General features: G+C 64.9%; 16 protein-coding genes. 6 read left to right on the top strand and 10 right to left on the bottom strand.

The window, feature by feature from the left end; translation table 11 throughout:
• Positions 1-9: 9 nt before the first annotated feature.
• The 3 genes from tagH to OPU71_RS10755 are packed head-to-tail and all read left to right on the top strand — an operon-like array spanning position 10 to position 3,333.
• Positions 10-1,851 carry a type VI secretion system-associated FHA domain protein TagH gene (gene tagH / locus OPU71_RS10765; RefSeq protein WP_267727965.1) on the top strand — a complete coding sequence of 614 codons (1,842 nt, stop codon included), beginning with the start codon at positions 10-12 and terminating at the stop codon, positions 1,849-1,851.
• Between the two features lie 17 nt (positions 1,852-1,868).
• Positions 1,869-2,657 carry a PP2C family protein-serine/threonine phosphatase gene (locus tag OPU71_RS10760; protein ID WP_267727964.1) on the top strand — a complete coding sequence of 263 codons (789 nt, stop codon included), beginning with the start codon at positions 1,869-1,871 and terminating at the stop codon, positions 2,655-2,657.
• 22 nt (positions 2,658-2,679) lie between these two features.
• The gene (locus OPU71_RS10755) at positions 2,680-3,333 is read left to right on the top strand and encodes a glycine zipper domain-containing protein (protein ID WP_267727963.1); all 654 of its coding nucleotides are present in this window, start codon (positions 2,680-2,682) and stop codon (positions 3,331-3,333) included.
• Between the two features lie 107 nt (positions 3,334-3,440).
• Here OPU71_RS10755 and OPU71_RS10750 read toward each other — a convergent pair whose 3' ends face one another.
• The 6 genes from OPU71_RS10750 to tssJ all read right to left on the bottom strand — a co-directional run bounded on the left by OPU71_RS10750 (position 3,441) and on the right by tssJ (position 12,982).
• Positions 3,441-5,441 (bottom strand): serine/threonine-protein kinase, encoded by a 2,001-nt coding sequence (locus OPU71_RS10750; RefSeq protein WP_267727962.1) that lies wholly within the window; start codon positions 5,439-5,441, stop codon positions 3,441-3,443.
• Positions 5,442-5,470: 29 nt separating this feature from the next.
• Positions 5,471-6,139: a type VI secretion system-associated protein TagF gene (tagF, locus tag OPU71_RS10745; protein ID WP_267727961.1), complete on the bottom strand. Its 669-nt coding sequence runs from the start codon at positions 6,137-6,139 to the stop codon at positions 5,471-5,473.
• Positions 6,140-6,141: 2 nt separating this feature from the next.
• The gene (gene tssM, locus OPU71_RS10740; RefSeq protein ID WP_267727960.1) at positions 6,142-9,693 is read right to left on the bottom strand and encodes a type VI secretion system membrane subunit TssM; all 3,552 of its coding nucleotides are present in this window, start codon (positions 9,691-9,693) and stop codon (positions 6,142-6,144) included.
• Positions 9,694-9,712: 19 nt separating this feature from the next.
• Positions 9,713-11,005 carry a DotU family type VI secretion system protein gene (locus OPU71_RS10735; protein WP_267727959.1) on the bottom strand — a complete coding sequence of 431 codons (1,293 nt, stop codon included), beginning with the start codon at positions 11,003-11,005 and terminating at the stop codon, positions 9,713-9,715.
• Positions 11,006-11,141: 136 nt separating this feature from the next.
• Complete coding sequence (tssK, locus tag OPU71_RS10730; protein ID WP_267727958.1) at positions 11,142-12,479, bottom strand: type VI secretion system baseplate subunit TssK; 1,338 nt, start codon at positions 12,477-12,479, stop codon at positions 11,142-11,144.
• Between the two features lie 23 nt (positions 12,480-12,502).
• On the bottom strand, positions 12,503-12,982 hold the full coding sequence (gene tssJ, locus OPU71_RS10725; protein WP_267727957.1) for a type VI secretion system lipoprotein TssJ: 480 nt from the start codon (positions 12,980-12,982) through the stop codon (positions 12,503-12,505).
• Between the two features lie 212 nt (positions 12,983-13,194).
• Between tssJ and OPU71_RS10720 the strand changes: the two genes are divergently transcribed.
• Positions 13,195-14,466 carry an OmpA family protein gene (locus OPU71_RS10720; protein ID WP_267727956.1) on the top strand — a complete coding sequence of 424 codons (1,272 nt, stop codon included), beginning with the start codon at positions 13,195-13,197 and terminating at the stop codon, positions 14,464-14,466.
• A gap of 27 nt (positions 14,467-14,493) precedes the next feature.
• Here the strand turns inward: OPU71_RS10720 and OPU71_RS10715 are convergent, their stop codons facing one another.
• Positions 14,494-15,207: an ABC transporter ATP-binding protein gene (locus OPU71_RS10715; RefSeq protein ID WP_267727955.1), complete on the bottom strand. Its 714-nt coding sequence runs from the start codon at positions 15,205-15,207 to the stop codon at positions 14,494-14,496.
• Between OPU71_RS10715 and OPU71_RS10710 the strand changes: the two genes are divergently transcribed.
• Positions 15,194-15,796, top strand: coding sequence for an arylesterase (locus OPU71_RS10710; RefSeq protein WP_267727954.1), 603 nt, complete (start codon positions 15,194-15,196; stop codon positions 15,794-15,796). The two genes, OPU71_RS10715 and OPU71_RS10710, sit on opposite strands and share 14 nt — an antisense overlap.
• Positions 15,797-15,811: 15 nt before the next feature.
• On the opposite strand, the gene selD is transcribed toward OPU71_RS10710, so the two are convergent.
• Positions 15,812-16,849, bottom strand: coding sequence for a selenide, water dikinase SelD (gene selD / locus OPU71_RS10705; RefSeq protein WP_267727953.1), 1,038 nt, complete (start codon positions 16,847-16,849; stop codon positions 15,812-15,814).
• Between the two features lie 67 nt (positions 16,850-16,916).
• Here selD and mnmH point away from each other — a divergent pair, with 67 nt between their 5' ends.
• Positions 16,917-17,972, top strand: coding sequence for a tRNA 2-selenouridine(34) synthase MnmH (gene mnmH / locus OPU71_RS10700; RefSeq protein WP_267727952.1), 1,056 nt, complete (start codon positions 16,917-16,919; stop codon positions 17,970-17,972).
• Here mnmH and OPU71_RS10695 read toward each other — a convergent pair.
• Together OPU71_RS10695 and OPU71_RS10690 are read right to left on the bottom strand one after the other, a co-directional pair.
• The gene (locus OPU71_RS10695; RefSeq protein ID WP_267727951.1) at positions 17,965-18,201 is read right to left on the bottom strand and encodes an RNA recognition motif domain-containing protein; all 237 of its coding nucleotides are present in this window, start codon (positions 18,199-18,201) and stop codon (positions 17,965-17,967) included. The genes mnmH and OPU71_RS10695 overlap by 8 nt on opposite strands.
• A gap of 4 nt (positions 18,202-18,205) precedes the next feature.
• The gene (locus OPU71_RS10690; RefSeq protein ID WP_267727950.1) at positions 18,206-18,790 is read right to left on the bottom strand and encodes a class I SAM-dependent methyltransferase; all 585 of its coding nucleotides are present in this window, start codon (positions 18,788-18,790) and stop codon (positions 18,206-18,208) included.
• Between the last annotated feature and the right edge of the window lie 99 nt (positions 18,791-18,889).

Genomic DNA, 18,889 nt, shown 5'->3' with positions numbered 1-18,889 from the left:
CCGATCGACATGAGACTGACCGTCACCTCCTTCAAGGGCAGCAGTGCCCCACAGCCAATTCAGGCGGAATTTGGGCCGCTGGGTGGCTCGATTGGGCGCGAGCCTGGCAACGCGCTGGTCCTGCCGGACCCGGAACGCCACATTTCGCGACTGCATGCGCAAGTGCTGTGCGAAAACGGCGTCTTCATAATCGAAGATCATGGCGGCAACCCAACGCTCATCAACGGCCGCCCGGTCGGTCGCGGCAATCGGATGGCGGTTGCGGATGGCGATACCCTGGTCATCGGCAGCTATGAATTGCGCGCGCACATCGATCGCCCCGCACCCGCGCTCAGCACTGCGCCGGCGAGCGCAGCGAGTGGCAACGATCCGCTCGGCCTCTTCGGTGGGGCGCCAAGCACGGACCCCTTCGGCGCCCCCGCCTCCTTTGCACCCGCCGCCTTTGCACCCGCTGCACCCCCTGCCGCCGCCAAGCCGACGGTGCCGCCGAGTCCATCCGCTTTCGATAACGCCGACGATCCGTTTGCGGTCTTCGCGGTCGCGAGTCCCCCCCCCACGCCAGCCCCCTCGCACGCCGCTCCGCCGCCGCCTGATCCGTTTGCAATGCCCGCTCCTGCCCCCAGGCCGGCCGCCCCCTTGGGCATGGATCTGAACCTGGCGCCCGCAGCTTCCGTCGATGATCTTTTTGGCCTGGGAACAGCCAGCAGCGCGGCCGACCCCTTCGCCGGCACGCCCTTGTCATCGCACACCGCACCGCCCGCGGCGCAACCGAATGCGGCCGACCCGCTGGCGCTGTTTGGCGGCACGCCGGCGCCCGCACCCGCAGCCGCACCAGGCCGCGATGACGCACCCATGCTCGGCGAGAGCTTCACACCGCCACGTCCGATTGGCCCGGCCCCCACGCTGGCGCCTGCGCCCAACCCACTGCCGCCCCCGGCACCTACTACCGACGCGGGCGCCAGTTCCGGGATCGTCGTGTCGTGGACTGAAACGCCACTGGTGCAGTCCGCACCCGCTCCGAGCGACATTAACGAACTGTTCGTGCCACCGGCAAGCAAGGGGGCAGCCGCGGTCTCGGTGCGAATTGAGCAAGCGCCGGCCATTCCGCCTGTCGTCGCACCCACCATCACGCCCCCGGTCGCGCCCGCCCCGGCCCCGGCGGCAGCAACGCCCCAGCCAACGCCCGCACCGGTCAGCGCCCCGCCACTGGCCACGACACCGCCTGTGCACCAGAGCGCGACGTCTGCGTCGCCCGATGCGCTGCTCGCCGCATTCCAGCGCGGACTCGGCTTCCCGCTGCAACCGAGCGATGGCCTCTCGCCCGAGCGCATGGAGCAGATCGGCCGGGTGCTGCGTGAATCGGTAGCCGGCACCATGGCGCTGCTCACCGCCCGCGCGCTGACCAAACGCGAAATCCGCGCGGAAGTGACGATGATTGTCAGCAAGGAGAACAACCCCCTGAAGTTCGCGCCCGATGTTGAATTCGCGCTGGTTCAGTTGCTTGCGCCGCAGGGCCGCGGATTCATGGAGCCGGTGGCCGCGATGCGCGATGCCTACGACGACCTGCGCTCGCACCAGTTCGGCTTCATGGCAGGCATGCGTGCCGCGCTCAGCGGCGTGCTCGATCGCTTCAAGCCCGAACAACTCGAAGGGCGCATCAGCGAGCGCGGATTCCTCGACAGCGTCTTGCCCGGCGCACGCAAGGCCAAATTGTGGGATCTGTACGAGCAACACTTCGCCGACATCTCACGCGAAGCGGAAGATGACTTCCAGACCCTGTTCGGGCGCGCCTTCCTGCGCGCTTATGAAGAGCAGATCGATCGTCTTGCGTCCGACCCCGGCCGCGAGTGACCCTAGCGGAGCCCTTGATGCTCGAGCTTGAAACCGCATACTTCTCAGACCAGGGTGGCCGCACGCGCAATGAAGATGCCTGCGGGTACTGGAGCTCCGATACCGGCGCATGCTGGGTCGTCTCTGACGGCGCCGGCGGCCACGGCAGTGGCGATGTCGCATCGCGCCTGGTCGTCAGCCGCATCCTGGAGTGGTTTTCCGCGAACCCGGTCGTCGGATCTGACCGCGCGGTCGAATTGCTCCGTGGCGCCAACGATGCAGTGATCAACGCCAAGCGTTCCGGCGTCACCAAGGACGACATGCACGCAACCGTCGCGCTGCTGATGATCGACCGCGCCCGCAACGAAGCAATCTGGGGCCACGCCGGCGATACCCGCATCTACCTTTTCCGCGATGGCGCGGTCGCGTATTGCACACGCGATCACAGCCTCGTGCAGAACCTGATCGATGCGGGCTACGGCAGCACCGACATGATTCGCAGCCACCCGCAACGCAGCCTCCTGACCTCCGCCATCGGGTCGGCCGAATCCATCGAACTTTCGGTCGCCGGCACGCCCCTGCAGATTCTCTCTGGCGACGTTTTCCTGATGTGCACCGATGGCTGGTGGGAGTATGTTGACGAGCAGGAGATGACGCGGATGCTCGCCCAAAGCAGCTCACCGCAGCATTGGCTGCAATTGATGAGTGATTCTTTGCGCGCAAAAGTCAGTTCCGGCAACGATAATTTCACTGCGATCTGTGTCGTTGTCGGGTCCAGCGACCCCCGCACCACGATCATCATGCCCGATGAAAATCTCGGCGACTGACCGGCCCGAACCGGAGGAAAAAATGAGCACACGCAAGCGCGTTATCTGCCTGGCCCTGGCACCGCTGCTTCTTTCCAGCTGCGCGACCATGGACGAAAAAACACAAGGCGCAGCGGTGGGCGCCGCACTCGGTTGCGCTGCGGGCGCCCTGCTCGCGCAAGTCACCTCGAACGACCCAGGCACCGCCTGCGCGGCCGGTGCCGTGGTTGGCGGCCTGATCGGCTATCAGCGCGCGCGCAACAATGAGATCGAAGAGGCGCGCAAGGCCGCCGAAGCCACGACCACCAGTGTCGCGGGCGCAAAGACCACGCCGGTGCAAACCGAGGTCGTGCAAGTCACAGACAAGGAAAGCGGCAAGACCGAGCCGGTGAAGGCCTTCAAGTCGGTATCGGTCGACATACCGGTGAGCCAGCTCAACACCGCCGAAGGCCGCGAAGCGATGCGCAAACTCAACGACTACGCGCGGAAGGTCGCCACCGAACGTGGCGAGACGGTGGATATGACCGTGGCCGTAGCGCCGGACAAAACCGGCAAGACCAAAGTTGCCACGCAACAAACCCGCGAAGCCGCCGGCAAAGGGGCGGTGGTCCGCAACGTGGTCGCCGATACCCGCATCCCGCCGAACGTCCAGCGGGTCACCATCGAGGTCAAGAACCCGAGCCGCATCGAAGTCTGACCCAAGCCACACCCGCCGCACTGCGGGTGCCGCAGCAAGCAGAAAAGGGATCTCTCGATCCCTTTTCTTCGTTCACTTGCACCGGCACCGCATGATCGTGATCGAGGCTACTTCTTTCCGCCCAGCAACTGATCGAGATCGCTGTTGAGTTTTTTCATGTATTCCGCTTCGGCATTGGCCGGATCCTGCGCTGGCGCCTTTTCGCGCGACTTGGCGGGCTTTGTCTCCTGTGCCGGCTTGCTTGCGGGCGCGGATGAACCTGCCGGCTTGGGCGCCGGCGCTGCGGCCACCGGTGCGTCCGCTTCATTGACCGAGAAACTCGTGGCACCGTAGGCATCGCCACATTGACTTGCCCCGTCCGCGCAATGCAAGGCGCCAGAAATGGCGGCGACACCATTGCGCGTGAGCGCAGCTTCGACCGCCGCAAGCGGCGCCGAAAGGATGCCATCTTGCGGCGTGAGCCCAAGCCCCGGAAAGTCGCGCGGCGACTCGGAAACGATGGCCGTCACCTCCCAGTCCCCACGCGGCACGTCGGCGTCGTAGGTCCAGTTCTCGCGCGGAAAGCGCATCGTTCTGCCGGCCGGCAGCAGGTTGTCCGGATCGAGCGCATTCGGGAACAGGTTGAACACCATCCCGGTCCCCTTGTCATGCAGGAAAAGGTAGACGTAGCCGCCCTTGGCGGCGCGCAAGCTGAAGCCCAGCGCGTCCCGCCCGATCGCGGCAGGCGATTTGACCTTGTCGATCTGCACGCCAAAATCGGCCGAGGCCGATGCAAGCAAGCGCTGCTGTGCTTCCGGCAGCGACACCGGCTTCGCAGCTGCGGGTTCGGCCGCGGGCGCCGCAGTCGGTGTTTGCGCTACTGACGGTTTGGCGGCCGGCGCGGAGGCTTCCACGGCCAGCTCAGTCGGCACCGGCTCCGGCTTTTTGGGCGCCAGTGCAAAGTAGGCGCCCACCCCTGCCAGTACCACCGCTCCCGCCGCCGCGCCAAGCAGCACAACGGTGTTTCGCTTCCCTGAGGGCTCCTCGGGCTTGCTCGGCTGCGAGCTGGCCGCCACGGTCCGGGCGCCGTCTTGCGAGGCCGCGCGGGGCGCTGCGGAGCGCGCCGGCGCGTCGCTCGAAGTTGGCGCAAAAAGGGGCGACGCGCTGGCAATGCCGACCGCCTGGCGCATCTCGGCAATCGACTGCGGACGGTCTTCCGCCTTGACGGCCAGGCACTGATCAATGCCGCGCAAGAACGCATCGCCATATTTGCCGGCGACCAGCGTGGCAAGCGGCTCGAAGCTGTCCTGCATCATCCGGCCCACCGACGGCGGCGGCGTCTTGCCGGTGATCATGAAATAGACCACCGCGCCGAGCGCGTAGATGTCGGTCCAAGGGCCCTGCTTCATGCCCGGCATCTCGGCGTACTGCTCAATCGGGGCGTAGCCGGGCTTGAGGATCACCGTGAGCGCCTGCGTCATGTCGCCGATGACGCGGCGCGCAGCACCAAAGTCCAGCAGGACCGGGCGATCATCGGCGAGCAGCATGATGTTGTCGGGCGCGATGTCGCGGTGATAGCAGCTCTGGTTGTGGATGATCTCCAGCGCGTCCATCACCGGCAGCAGGATCTTGCGAATCCAGCTTTCATCCGGCGCGCTGCCGCGGGCCTTGAGCGCGTCGCGCAGGGTAATGCCATCGTAGAAGGGCATTGCCATGTAGGCGGTGCCGTTGTCTTCCCAGAAGCGATACACCTTGACGAGGGCCGGGTGGTCAAACTGCGCCAGCAAGCGCGCTTCATTCACGAAACTGCGGCGACCCACTTCGAAGGTTTCGCGATGCCGCTCGGAGCGCACGGCCACCGACGCGTTTGTTGCACGCGAGGCGAGCGACGAAGGCATGTACTCCTTGAGTGCGACCTTGCGTTCCAGCGAATGATCGTGGGCAAGGTAAACGATGCCAAAACCGCCTTCGCCCACCAGCCCCACCACCTCGAATTCGCCCAGGCGGGTGCCGAGCGGCAAGGCGTTCTGTGAGTGCGCATCGGCGGCGTGAGCGGACGCGCTCGCGGCGGGCGTGCTGGCTGCAGCGCCGCCCAGTACAACGGTCTTGTCGTCGTTCGAATCAGACACAGGGTTCTTCCACAGGCTCGCGCTATGCCCTAGCGGGCAAACGCTTGATCAATCATTTCGGTGTAACGGCTCGGCGCGGGCAACCCAAGGCACAGGAAGGCCGCGCCAGAAGCTTGCCACCACACGGAGTAAGCACTCAAGGCATTGACCAGTAAGTCCCCGGCTACGGCCGCAAGGTCGGGCACGCCATCCCGGCAGGCCAAGGGGAGCGGCGATGCGTGCTGCTGCAGCGCACGAGCGATGGCGCCGCCCTGCCCTTGGCTTGAAAGCTGCGGCAAGCCGGCGGCCAACAGACTTTCTTCAAAGCCATGAAGCGTCGCGTCATGGGCAAGGCAGGCACGCGCGGCGGCCTCGGCCTTGTCGTACCACGGGGTGAGACCCGTGATGCTGCTGCCGTCGAGCGGCGACCCGTCAAGCGGCGCACACACGGTCAAGGGAAAGTAACGCCCCACCCGATCCACCGAGGGGAGTAAAAGCCCCACCCAGGCACGACCGCCGACCACGCCAGGGCTCAGCGCAAAGCGCCAGACCGGCGCGGTGAGGTAGCGGTCTAGCCAGGCGCCACCCAAGGCGCGCTGGCTTTCGGCCAGGCAAGTCTGCAACCAGGCATCCCAGCGAGCGACGAAATCCGCATCGAGCCTGCGGTGCGCAAAGTCGCCAATTGCCGGAAGCTTTCCGTACCAACCTGCGCCGTGCATGGTTAGAGCCCGGCCGGGCAGCGGAACTCGCTGAGCTCGCGCAGGCGGAAGGGGTTCTGCACGCTGCTGGCGGTTACCTCGAACGCGGCACTGCGCCCATCGATATCGAACACCACCTTGAACTTCTCCGGCGCGCCCATGCCATCAACCTTGGCTTTATCGAACAGACGGAACAGCGCCCAGGGCCCTTCGGTCGAGAAGCCCGAATTGCCGGTAGGGCCTGCTGGCGCCACTTGAACCCGCGCGGTCAGCCCGCCCTTTGCGCCGGGCCATTGAATGGATTGCAGTACTTGCGGGCCGTGTGCGTAGCGCACCAATTGACCGTCGACATCAAGGGTGAACTGCGTCAGCGCGGGATCCATCTCGATCGGCTTGAAATCGAGCCGGATCGAGCCACCGCTGCGGAAGAACACATCGCGAATCGTTGCCGCGCGCTGGAACTGCACCAGGCTCCCCGATCCGCCCAGCGACTGTTCCTGAACCTTCTTGAAGCTCCAGGGCCGGGTTGAGGTATCCACGAAATTCGCCAGGTTCTTCTGGAAGAAATCGTCCATCAAGCCGCCGGGCGAGAAAAGGCGCGCGAAGTCTTCGCGCGTCACGTCCCGCGCACTGCCCTTGACGAAGGGGTATCGGCCCTCGATGGCCTGCTGGCAGAACTGCCCCACCTGCGCGCCAACGCTCGCAGAGAGGTTCTCCCGCGTGGCGGTGAGGGCCTGCGAAGTACCGGCGGCAGAGAGTTGCTGCAACATCGAACGCAGCGGCTCCGGCATACGCGCGCTTTCGGCCTTGACGCGAATGCCGGTATCGCCGGTGGGCGGTGCGACTTTGTCGCGCAAGGCGGTCTCGGTCGCGGTCAGCGTGACGTACACATCATTGAGCAGCGCCGTCACCGCATCGATCGGCGCGGTCTTTCCATCGCCCGTCACCAGCGCACGAATCTGCGCGAACCGCTCGTCAACCATGGCCTCCATGGCTGCACTGGTGGGCGCCGCAGGCGCGGCATCACCCATGCCAAGCATCTTGCCAAGCTCCTGACGGGCGCCGCTGATTTTCTCGCCCGCTTTGTCGACCACGGTTTTGTCTTCCGCCCGCCGTGTCAGCGTCGTTTCACGTGATACAGCGCGCAGCAGCTTGGGCAGAGGCGAGTCTGGCGCCGACAGTACCCGCGCGACCTGAATGCTCTGCTGAAGGCTTGCCGAGCGGGCCAGCGTGATGTCGGCAATGAACTCTTCCCACACCTTGATGTAATCGGTGAGATACAGCCGGCGCACCTCTTCGGCGATCTTGCCGGCATCGCCCGGCTGCGCGGCATCCGCGCCCAGCACCCAGGCTTGCTCTTCCACCAGTTGCTTGGACACCCGCCCGAGTTCGCGATCGAAGCCCTTGTAATACCCGTCGTAGGTGTACAGCCCCGCCACGCCCTTCGACAAGGGCTGGCCGCTCTTGCGCACGAAAACCAGCGACGCAGACGGGCCTGCCGCTCGATCGATGGTGAACTCGGCGATATCCGAACCAACCCCTTGTCGCTTGAGGCGGCTGTAGATGCGCGCCGGCAAAGAGAACTGCAACAAACGGGTGCGCGCCTGCGCCACAAGTGCGGCATCCGCCGGCACCGGCGAGGCGACCGGCCCCTGCGCGAACAGTGCGTCAAGATAGGCGGCCAGCGCGCCACGCTGGTCGCTCGTCGTTTGGGTGGGCAGATTGCGTTCCCAGTCGAGCGCTATCCAGGCCTTGAGCGCATCGCCGTCGAAGTGCGGCGCCTGATGCAGCATCAGGTAGGTCTTGAGGGCTTCGTAGGTGAACTCGAGGTTGTTGCCATCAAGGCTGCCGCGCAGTTGCGCTTCAACCCGGTTCGAAATCCGCGGCAGCAACACGTCACGCAGCAGGCCACGGAAGGTCTGCTCGGCCGCGGCGTCAAGCTTGTCGCCCTGCCCCAGGCCAAAACCCAGCGAGAACGGCATTTCACCGGTGGGGCGCGTTGCGGTGTGCGTAACGTTTTCCACCGCTCCGATGACCGGAATGATGCCCACCACATCATCGATCGGCGCGCTTCCAGCCTGCACGACGATCGGTTTGAGTTCCGCAACGCGCGCATCCACCTCGGCCACATAGCCGCGGTTTCCAATGAAACTCATGCCCCAGGCGAGCAGCAGGCCCACCGCGAGCACCCCGATCCCGCCAAATGCGGCCAGCCGAAGCAGGCCGCGCTGACGTTCCCACTTCAGATTGGTGCCACCGAGACGCTGTTCGGCGAAGACGACTTCCTTGAGCAAACGCGTCAGGAAGAAGCTCTTGCCCGTTCCCGCCTGCGGCGGAATGACCCTGCGTTCAAGCCCGAAGGCGCCGCCGAGGCTGGCCAGCACGCGATCGATCGGATTGCCTTCCTGCGTGCCACTGGTGAAGTACACGCCCCGCACCATCAGGGTGTGGTCGTAGCCGGAGGGCGAGAGCACCTGATCAAGAAACTCACGCAGCAGCCGCCCTGCCATTGCGAACTGTTGCGGAAAGCTGGCGATCGCACCACGGCGGGTCAGGTCACGTTCGGCCTGCAGGCGCTCAAGGAACACGCTGTCGACCCGCGCTTGCAGGCCAGCCAGGCGCTCGGCCAGATCCGTGGCCGGCGCGCCCAGCGTCTCGGCCGGGAAGGTGGTCCCCCACACCTGATCACGCGCTTCCTTGCCAAGATCGCCAAAGAACTCGCCAAATCCGGCGATCAGATCCGCCTTGGTCACCAGCACATACACCGGCAGGCGAACGCCAAGCTCGGAATACAGTTCCTGGATCCGCGTGCGCAAGGCCGCCGCATGGGCGGCTGCGGCAGGCCCGCTTTGGGTCAGCAGATCGCCGAGCGATACCGTCAGCAAGACCCCGTTAAGCGGTTGCCGCGGGCGGTGCTTCTTGAGCAGCGCAAGAAAACCCTGCCACGCACTGCGGTCGGCAGACTGGTCGGAATCCTGCGTCGTGTAGCGGCCAGCGGTATCAATCAGCACTGCTTCGTCGGTGAACCACCAATCGCAGTTCCGCGTGCCGCCAATGCCCTTGAGCTGATGCACGCCCAACTTGTCCGCCAGCGGAAAGCGCAAGCCGGAATTGATCAGCGCGGTCGTCTTGCCCGACCCCGGCGCGCCAATGAATACATACCAGGGCAACTCATAGAGGTAGCGGCTTGAGCCAAGCGAGGCAAGCCGCGCCATTGCGCCGGCCTTCTTGTCGGCCCCCATGCGGCTTTGCTTGAGCACCGCAATGCCTTCAGAGAAACGCTGCCGCAAGACTTGAACTTCGGGAGACTCCGCGGGCTCGCCGGCATCACCCGAAAGCCCGTCGAGCAGTTTGGCATTGGCCTTGCGTGCCTTGAACTTGAGATACGCGTAGCGCCCCACAACCACCAGCACCACGAGGCCGATGAGGACCAGTCTGACAGTGGCGGATTCCAGCGGCGCGCGACCGGCCACCGCAATCAGCGGGCCGATGAACCAGATGAGCAGCGCAAACGCGATCAGCCCCAGCAGACCGATCACCACAGGGTGCAACAGTGCCTTGAAGAATGCTTTCATCGGAGGACCTGTCTGCGGTTCAAACCCCGCCCGCGGCGGGGAAAACGATGATCTCGACGCGCCGGTTCTGCGCGCGCCCTTCGGCTGACTCGTTCGAAGCGACCGGCTCGGTTTCGGCACGCCCCTCGGTCTGAATCGATTGCCCCGGCGCCATGCGCGCCTTCAGGGCATCGGCCACCGCATCGGCCCTCGCCTTGGACAAATGCCAGTTCGACGGGAAACGCGCCGAACGGATCGGGCGGTTGTCGGTATGCCCGCGCACCAGCACCGCTCCGCCGACCTTGGCGACCGCCGCACCAACCCGATCGAGGATGTCCACGAAGGCCGGCGCGAGCGTGGCGCTGGCCGGTTCAAACATGCCATCGCCCTGTGCCAGCACGACACTGCGGTCCGACAGATCCCTAACCACGATGCGTCCGGCACGGATGTCGTCCTGCAGCACCTTGCTCAAGCGATCGGGCGGCGTCACCTGCACGGTCTTCGTCACCACCGGCAGGGGCGGTTTCACGCTGAGGGTAAGAATGTCCGAAAACGTTGGATCGGACTGGCGATTGAGCGCAAACGACAGGCCAACAAACGTAAGGCCCAGCACCAGTGCGGCGATGGCGGCAACTGCCCAGATCGGCAGGCTGTCGCGCAGCGGCGTGCGGGTACTTGCGCTGGTTTTCCAGGCGGGCGAGAGCTCGCGATCGGGCTCGCCACGCGACTTCGCAATCATCTGGAAGAGGCGCTCGCGCACCTGATCCAGTTGCGCCTTGCCGTTCTGCAGTACCCGGTAGCGCCCCTCGAAGCCGAGCGAAAGGATCAGGTAGAACAGTTCCAGCAGGGGGCGATGCGTGTCCGCTTGCTCGGCAACCTTGCCCAGCAACTGGAAGAACTTCTCTCCACCCCAGGCTTCGTTGTGAAACTGAACCAGCAAGCTGCGCTGGGCCCAGGTTTTCTCGCCCCACGGGGTGTTTGCTGCTGCCTCGTCGAGGAAGGTACACAAGGCGTAGCGCCCCGCCACCACATGCTCGTTCAATGCGCCGCTGGCGCGTGCCCGGTTCTCGAACTCCTGCACCGCGCGGCCAAGCATGTCACGCAGGCCGGCCGGGTCCGGGTGGGTTGCCTGACGCAACTGCGGCACCAGATTGAGCAATGGCGTCGCGGCCGCCACCAGCGGATTCAGGCCGGTCGTCCAGTCGAGCGAGCCCAGCTCCACCCGATCAAAGCGCCCGCCGCCCGAAACAGGCGGCACATACGCCGGCGCGGGCGCCGCCGCGGCCGCACGCGAGCCGGGCGAAGGAATGATCAGGGTGCGGTCAGTGGGCATTTGCCCAAATGGATCGTCTTGCGCCATTGCCTCTTACCCGTCCATGAATCCGGCGCCTCGCGCCGGGATATCCATTCATCGTGATGCGAACAGCGGCCTTGCACCTGCAAGGCCGCCACCAGCGTGTTCAGCCGGATCAGGCGCGAATCGCCCAGAGCGACAGTTCGAGACCAGGGAACTCGCCCGCCACATAGATTCCGAGGCCGCCGGAGGTTTCAAGCTGCTTCCACAGATCACCGGTCGCATCGAGCTCAAAATACGAAAACCCGGCGTGGTAAGGCAGCTGCCTTGGCGCCACCGGCAAGGGCCGCAGCGCAATGCCAGGCAACTGGAGGTTGACCAGTTCCCGGATGCGTTCCACCGGCCCCAGCTTCGCCTGCGACGGGAAGCGGCTGCGCAGGGTTTCACCGGGCACTTGCGCGTTCACTGCCAGAACGAAACCCGCCTGTCGCAACAGGCCGCGATCCGCAATCATGCCCACATAGCGGCCTTGCTTGTGATCCTGCAGTTCGATCGGCACCGCGCTCTGTTCCAGCACCGTCGCAAGGCCCTTGCGGATCTCGCGCACCAGCGGCAGAAAGCTGGCATCCAGCGCATCGTGCACATAGGCCGGGAAGTTCTCGGGCCGGCGCTCGCTGCGCGTCAGCGTGGCAAGCTCGCCCGCCAGTTCAAGCAGCCGCTCGTGCAAACGTTCCGGGTGCAAGAGCGAGAGCTGCGCGAACTGATCGAGCACCGGCTGATGTCGGTTTGCGAACATCAGGAACAGGAAATCGGCAATCTCGGAAACCCCGCCACTGCCAGGCTGCCCGAGCCGGGCCGCGAGGGCATCGCCGCGCTGGCGGATTAGAGCACAGACTTCTTTCAGGTAGCCGCTGAGAACCGCCGACACCTTGCAGCCGAGCACCGGCGGCACGTAGCCACGGTCAAGCAGCAAGCTGTTGTCTGGCCGGCGCTCCGACACCCGCACGACACCGATCTGCACGAAGGCATCGGTCAGCGGCCCGGCAAGCTCAAGCCGCAAACGCGGATAGGCGACCTCCATCGGGGCCGAGTCGGCATCGGGCGTGTGCGCGTCCAGCACCTGGGTCTCGCTGGGCTCGTATCGCGCAAGCCGCGTCGCCGCATCGGCCTCACCCGAGATTTCGATCGCCTGCGGGCGCCTGAGCGGCAGAGCCAGGCTGACCAGGGCATCCTTGGCATCGGCCGGGAATTCCAGCGGCGGGGGCGCCAGATCGACGTTGGGAAAATCGAACGGAGTGCCGTCGGGCAGGATGCCGCGCGCCTCCAGAATGGCCACCTTGCCGGCCGCGAGCGCCGCTTCGTCCAGCACCAGGTGCGAAAAGCCCCAGAAGTGGCCGGCGAGCGCCCGCGTGCGCGCTTCAACCCACCATTCCGTGTGCCGGTCCTGTTGCTGGAAATGCTGCGGCTGAAGAAACAAGCCTTCCGACCAGACAACCTTGCTGTACCAGGACATTGCTTAGTTCCGGGGGTGAGCGCTCAGGGCGCGGTGGAAATCGTCACGCGATCTTTCAGGATCGCAACCGTGTAGGCGGTGGTTTTGTTCGCCGGCACCGGCACCACGGCACGCCATTGTGTCTTGTTCGGATCACGGAAGGCGACAAATACGCCCAGCGCTTTGGCTTCAGATTGCGGCGCGAGCCGACTGGCGATCGAATCACCCGGCTTGAGTGTCACCTCTTCGCGTGAAACCATGGTTGCACCAAGCGTCTTCTCGTCACTGTCAAACAGCGAAAAGAAATCGGCCGCCTCGAAGGGGCCGGCGTTGGCAAGCAAGTAGTAGCGCACCACCACCGGCGTGGCGCGGCCACGCGCATCCGGGTTGGCATTGGCCTCGGCGGCCACGGTCAATTGCACCACGGTCGGGGGCGGCGGCGGTGCGAGCGTCTTGCCACCGCAAGCACTGAGCACCACACACGCCCCGGCCACCAGAAGCGTTCTTCGGGATACGAAGTTCATTGGATAAACCCTAAAGTGAATGCAATCGAGATTCGCGCCTGCCGGATTATCACGAGCGAAGCGGCCCGCTGCAACGACAGCTTGCATGGGCCGTGAAGTTCGCCCAGGCTAACGATGAACTTTCTGGCGCGTCTGTACAGGGCGTGCTACCAATACGCACAGGATTCCGGGCCCCGCCCCGCCGCCCCAGCAACGCACAACAAGAGGTGCTCATGTCATTTTCCGTCACGAACCCGGTCTGGAAGCTATCGGCTGCAATCGCCCTGGCCATGGCGGTCGGCTGTTCAACACCTAGCCCCCGCTCCCAGGGCCAGGCCGCGACACTTTCCCCGGCCCCCCAGGCCCCGGTGGCGCCCCAGCCTGAACCGCAAGCGGCTCCGGTCGCAACCCCCTTCGATCAGGCAGTTGAACAGGCGGCAAGCGCGCTTTTTGCCAGTGTCGCGGCTGACAAGACCAAGGGCGGACGCATCGTCGTGATCGATCCGTTGATCGACGGTGTCACCGGCGAGCAAACCCAAGCGACCCGGCAAATGCAGGCAAAGCTGACCCAGATTGCCCGCGAGCGTTTTCCTGAGTTCGACGTGCAGGCCTTTTCGGTGGAAAACCTGCGCCGCAAGCCACTGGTTCTGGTTGGCACCTTCACCGGCATCGACGGCAAAGGCGCCACCAAGGGGGCACGCGAAGCCTACCGGATCTGCCTTGCCCTGGCCGATCTCGACAGCCGTCAACTGGTCGGCAAGGGCACCGCGCGCTCGAAAATGGAAGGCGTCGACGCCACGCCACTGGCCTACTTCCGCGACAGCCCGGCGTGGGCACTCGATGGTGTAACCGAGGGTTACATCAAGACCTGCCAGGGCAGCCGCATCGGCGATCCGATGGACCCCTTCTACGTCGCACGCATCGTCTCTGCCGCCAGCGTGCAGCGCGCCATCGACAGCTACAACGCCGGGCGTTACCGGGAAGCGCTTGATCACTACAGCGTCGCGATGCAGGCCGCAGCCGGTGATGAACTGCGCATTCTCAACGGGGTGTTTCTGACCAACATGCGCCTGGGCCGCAAGGACGCATCGGAGTTGGTGTTCAAGCGGATCGTCGACTTCGGCCTTGAGCGCAAGCGGATGGCGGTGCGCTTCCTGTTCAAGCCCGGTTCAACCGCCTTCGCGAATGATCCGCTGTTCGGCAAGTCCTATCCGGCATGGCTGAATGAAGTGGCCAGCCAGACTGCCAAGCGCAACGCATGTCTTGAAATTGTGGGCCACACCAGCCGCAGCGGTCCTGAAGCCATCAATGAACGGATCTCGGTCTTGCGCGCCGAATCGATCAAGCAGAAGCTCGAAGGCAGTCAACCGAGCCTGCGCACGCGCACGATTGCGAACGGCGTGGGTTCTCGCGAAAACCTCGTCGGCACGGGGCGCGACGATGCCTCCGATGCGCTTGACCGCCGCGTTGTCTTCAAAGTGATCGACTGCACCGCGGCGGCTTGAGGCGCCACGGCGACCTTCACTCCGCCCTCAGACGGCTTCGCGCAGGCTGTCACTCATCAATTGCCCGGCGGCGAGGCGCAGAATGCGCCCGCAGCGCGCAGCGAGGTGCTCGTCGTGGGTGACGAGCACCAGCGTCGTCCCCGCCTCGCGGTTCAGATCGAACATCAGGTCGATGATCTGCGCCCCGGTGTGCGCGTCGAGATTGCCGGTGGGCTCGTCGGCCAGCAGCACAGCCGGCTGCACCGCAAACGCGCGCGCCAGCGCCACCCGCTGCTGCTCGCCGCCCGACAAGTGCTTGGGATAGTGGGTCGTGCGGTGTGACAACCCGACCCGCTGCAGCCATTTCTGGGCGCTCTCAATCGCGTCACGTCTACCCGCAAGCTCCAGCGGCATCATCACGTTTTCAAGCGCGGTCAAAGCCGGCAGAAGTTGGAATGATTGAAAGACGAAGCCAAGGGCTTCGCCACGCAAGCGCGCCCGTTCGTCCTCGTTGAGGGCAAACAGATCGTTGCCGCGCAGGCGCACGGTACCGGCTGTCGGAACATCCAGACCCGCGAGCAGTCCGAGCAAGGTGCTCTTGCCGGAACCGGATGCGCCCACCACCGCGACGGTTTCCGACGCACCCACCGCAAAGCTGATCTGCTGCAGAATCGTCAGCGGGCCATCGACGCCGTCGACGCGCTTGAGCAGATCCACCGCTTCCAACACCAACGAGGTATCCGGGTTCATGTTTCGTTCCATTGTTGCGCTTTTCCTTTTGTGCGCCGGAGTGTGCCACGCCAGCACGATTCTGGTTTTTGGCGACAGCCTGTCCGCAGGCTACGGCCTGCGTGCCGACGAGGCATGGCCATCGCTGCTGCAGAAACGCTTGAAGGCAGAAGGCTTCCCGCATGTTGTCGTCAACGCCAGCGCCAGCGGTGAAACCACGGCCGGCGGCAAGACCCGCTTGCCCGCCGCGCTCGCCCAGCACAAACCCAGCGTGGTGGTGCTGGAACTGGGCGCCAACGACGGCCTGCGCGGCCTGCCGCTCAATGCGATGCAAGAGAACCTCACCGACATGGCGCGCATGGCCAAGAAGGCCGGCGCAAAACTGGTGCTGGTCGGCATGCGTCTGCCGCCCAACTACGGCCCCGCCTACACCGAAAAGTTCCAGAACAGCTTTCCGGCGGTTGCAAAGAAGGAAGGCGCTGCGCTGGTGCCCTTCCTGTTCGAAGGTCTCGCCTTGTCACCGCAGATGTTCCAGGCAGACGGGCTGCATCCAACCGCTGCGGCCCAGTCACGCCTGCTGGACAACGTCTGGCCCGCGCTCAAGACACAACTCAAACGCTGAGCCCAGCCACAGGAATCAGGCGATCCGCACCAGAGGCGGGCCTTCGAGCAGTTGCCCGATTACGGCCGCCTCGGCGAAACCCTCTGCGCGGAAGGCCGCCAGCACCGATTCGGCACAGTCCGGGGCGCAGCTCACAAGCAAACCCCCGGATGTTTGCGGATCGGTCACCAGCACCCGTTGCCAGGCCTCGAATCCGTCGGGCGTCAGGACATCCGCGCCATAGCCATTCCAGTTGCGACCGCTCGCACCGGTGACGACGCCATCCTTGGCGAAGGCAACCGCCTGCGCGATCAAGGGCAGCGCATCGAAAGCCACGGTGGCGGCCAGCCTGGAACCCCGCGCAATCTCAAGCAGATGGCCGGCAAGCCCGAACCCGGTCACGTCGGTCAGGGCATGAACACCGTCAAGCTTCGCGAGCGCCGCGCCAACACGATTCAGATGTGTCGTATGGCGGATCATCTCCGCATAGCCGGCTTCGTCAAGCCGCCCCTTCTTGAGCGCGGCGCTGAGCACCCCCACCCCTAGCGGCTTGCCGAGAATCAGCACGTCGCCTGCGCGTGCATCCGAATTCCGCTTGACCCGATCGGGATGCACGATGCCAAGGGCGACCAGGCCGTAGATGGGCTCCGGAATATCGATCGAGTGCCCGCCCGCAATCGGGATGCCCGCTTCGCGGCAGACCGCCGCGCCGCCCTCAAGGATCTTGCCGACCGCATCGAGCGGAATCTTGTCGAGCGGCATGCCGACCAGCGACAAGGCCATGATCGGCGTTCCGCCCATCGCGTAGACATCCGAAATCGCGTTGGTCGCCGCAATCCGCCCGAAGTCGAACGGGTCATCCACAATCGGCGTGAAGAAGTCGGTTGTGGCGACCAGGGCCTGCTCATCATTGAGGCGATAGACTGCGGCGTCGTCGGACGTTTCGTTACCGACCATCAGTGCCGGCGGCACGATTCCCGGCGGCGCACTGGCGAGCAGGCGCGAGAGCACCGCCGGTGCAATTTTGCAGCCGCATCCGCCACCGTGAGAAAATTGCGTAAGTTTGATCGTCATGGTCAGGCCTGTACTGAGAACGCCCTGATTTTACCTGCGCCGCGTTCGCGCCCCTCCCGGAGTTTCAATGCAGACACCTCGCGGCATTGCCCGCATTCCTGATCTTGGGTCGTTCGACCAGATCATCGATACCCGATCGCCGGCCGAGTTCGCGGAAGACCATATTCCCGGCGCCATCAACTGCCCGGTTCTGGACAACGCACAGCGCGCTCAGGTCGGCACGATCTACAAGCAGGTGTCGGCGTTTGAGGCGCGCAAGCTGGGTGCCGCGATGGTGGCGGAGAACATTGCCCGCCATCTGATGACGCACTTCCAAGACCAACCCAAGGACTGGCGCCCCCTGCTGTACTGCTGGCGTGGCGGGCAGCGCAGCGGCAGCTTCACCACCTGGATGCGGATGATCGGCTGGGACGCCTGCCAGCTCGAAGGCGGCTACAAGACTTACCGCCGTCACGTGATCGACCAGATCGCCGCGCTGCCGCCGACGCTGCGCTTCGTGGTGGTGTGCGGCGCCACCGGATCGGGCAAGACGCGCTTGCTCGACGCCTTGGCGGCCGCCGGCGCACAGGTGCTGGATCTGGAGGGGCTGGCGCGCCACAAGGGTTCGGTGCTCGGCCGCCTGCCGGGCATCGCACAGCCGCCGCAGAAATCATTCGAGACGGCCTTGCACGAAAAACTCGCCGGCTATTCGCCCGAGCGGCCCGTTTTTGTGGAGGCAGAGAGCCGCAAGATCGGCTCGATCCAGATTCCCGAGGCGCTGATCGAGCGGATCCGGCAGAGCGAGTGTGTTGCCATCGAGGCAAGCCGCGCCGCAAGGCTCGACTTTCTGCTCAATGACTACGCCTACCTGGGCCACGATGTCGCCGATTTCAAGGAACGCATCGACTGTCTGCGTGGTTTTCAGAGCAACAGCGTGCTCGATGAATGGAAGCGCCTGGCCGAGGTGGGCGACCTCGCAACCCTGTTCGCCGCCTTCATCGACGAGCATTACGATCCGCTCTACCAGCGCTCGCAGAACCGCAACTTCGTGCGATTTGGCGAGGCGCGGCCGATCGTGCTCGAAACCCTGTCAGCGGATCAACTGGCGGCCGCAGCCGCCGATCTGATCCAGAGCCTTACATGACCTGGGCGCTGAGCTTGCGCCCCATCCAGAACATGCCGTTGAGGCGGCCCTGAAACTGGTGCAAAACGTCTGAACTGACATCGGGAAACCGCAGTTCAGCGGCAGGCCGCGAGCCATCACCCGGTTCGCGGCGGATCTCAGGCACCTCAACCGCGCAGTACTTCATGACCAGCGCACGGATGTCATCGTCGGTCACTTCCGGGGCCAGATTGGCAAGCCAAAGGTTCATTGCATCACTCCGTGGGTAGTGGGTAGTGGGTAGTGGGTACTTCCAGAATAGATCGGTCCAGCGGTCGCCGCGCGCACAGGCGCTGCAGACAGGCTTCACGGGGGATTCTGACTGTCGCCTCTTCAAAGGCCAAGACCTCGAGGCCGAACAGATGCGCCCAATCAAGCAATTCGCCCGGCTGCAAGAGAAATTCGGGGCGTGAAGGCCGGCCATGGCGCTCGTGCCCGGCCATGAAGGTCTCGTAGATCAGCACCCCGCCCGCCTGCAAAAGCGCCATCAACTCGGCCCGACGCGGGCGGTGAAGGTAGTGCGTCACCACCACGCCGGCAAAGGTGGCGGCCTGCAAGGGCCAGGCGCCTGTCTCAAGTTCGCACCCCCGGGTCTCGATCAAGTCCACGCCAGCGAGAGCCTGCAAGGCCGTCGCATCACGATCAACGGCCAGCACCGGCCAACCCGCTGCGGCGAAGAAGCGTGCGTGACGCCCGCTACCGCACGCAAGATCAAGCACGCGGCCAGTCGGCACAAGGTGCGCATGGGCGCGCACCCAGGCGGAAGGCGGCATGGTGCCGGCGTGGTGGTGTGACTGCATGGTTCTGCTCCACAAAGTCGGGGGCGAGCCCCTGACGAAACCGGCGCAAACGAACGACAATGTCGGTGCATTGTCAGATCGCACATCGGCAATTGCGAC

Origin of the sequence: Niveibacterium sp. 24ML, from assembly GCF_026586805.1 — a bacterium.
Classification (GTDB): Bacteria; Pseudomonadota; Gammaproteobacteria; order Burkholderiales; family Rhodocyclaceae; genus Niveibacterium.
The sequence above is the reverse complement of the archived record's forward strand: the minus strand, read 5'-3'. Positions and strand labels throughout refer to the sequence as shown.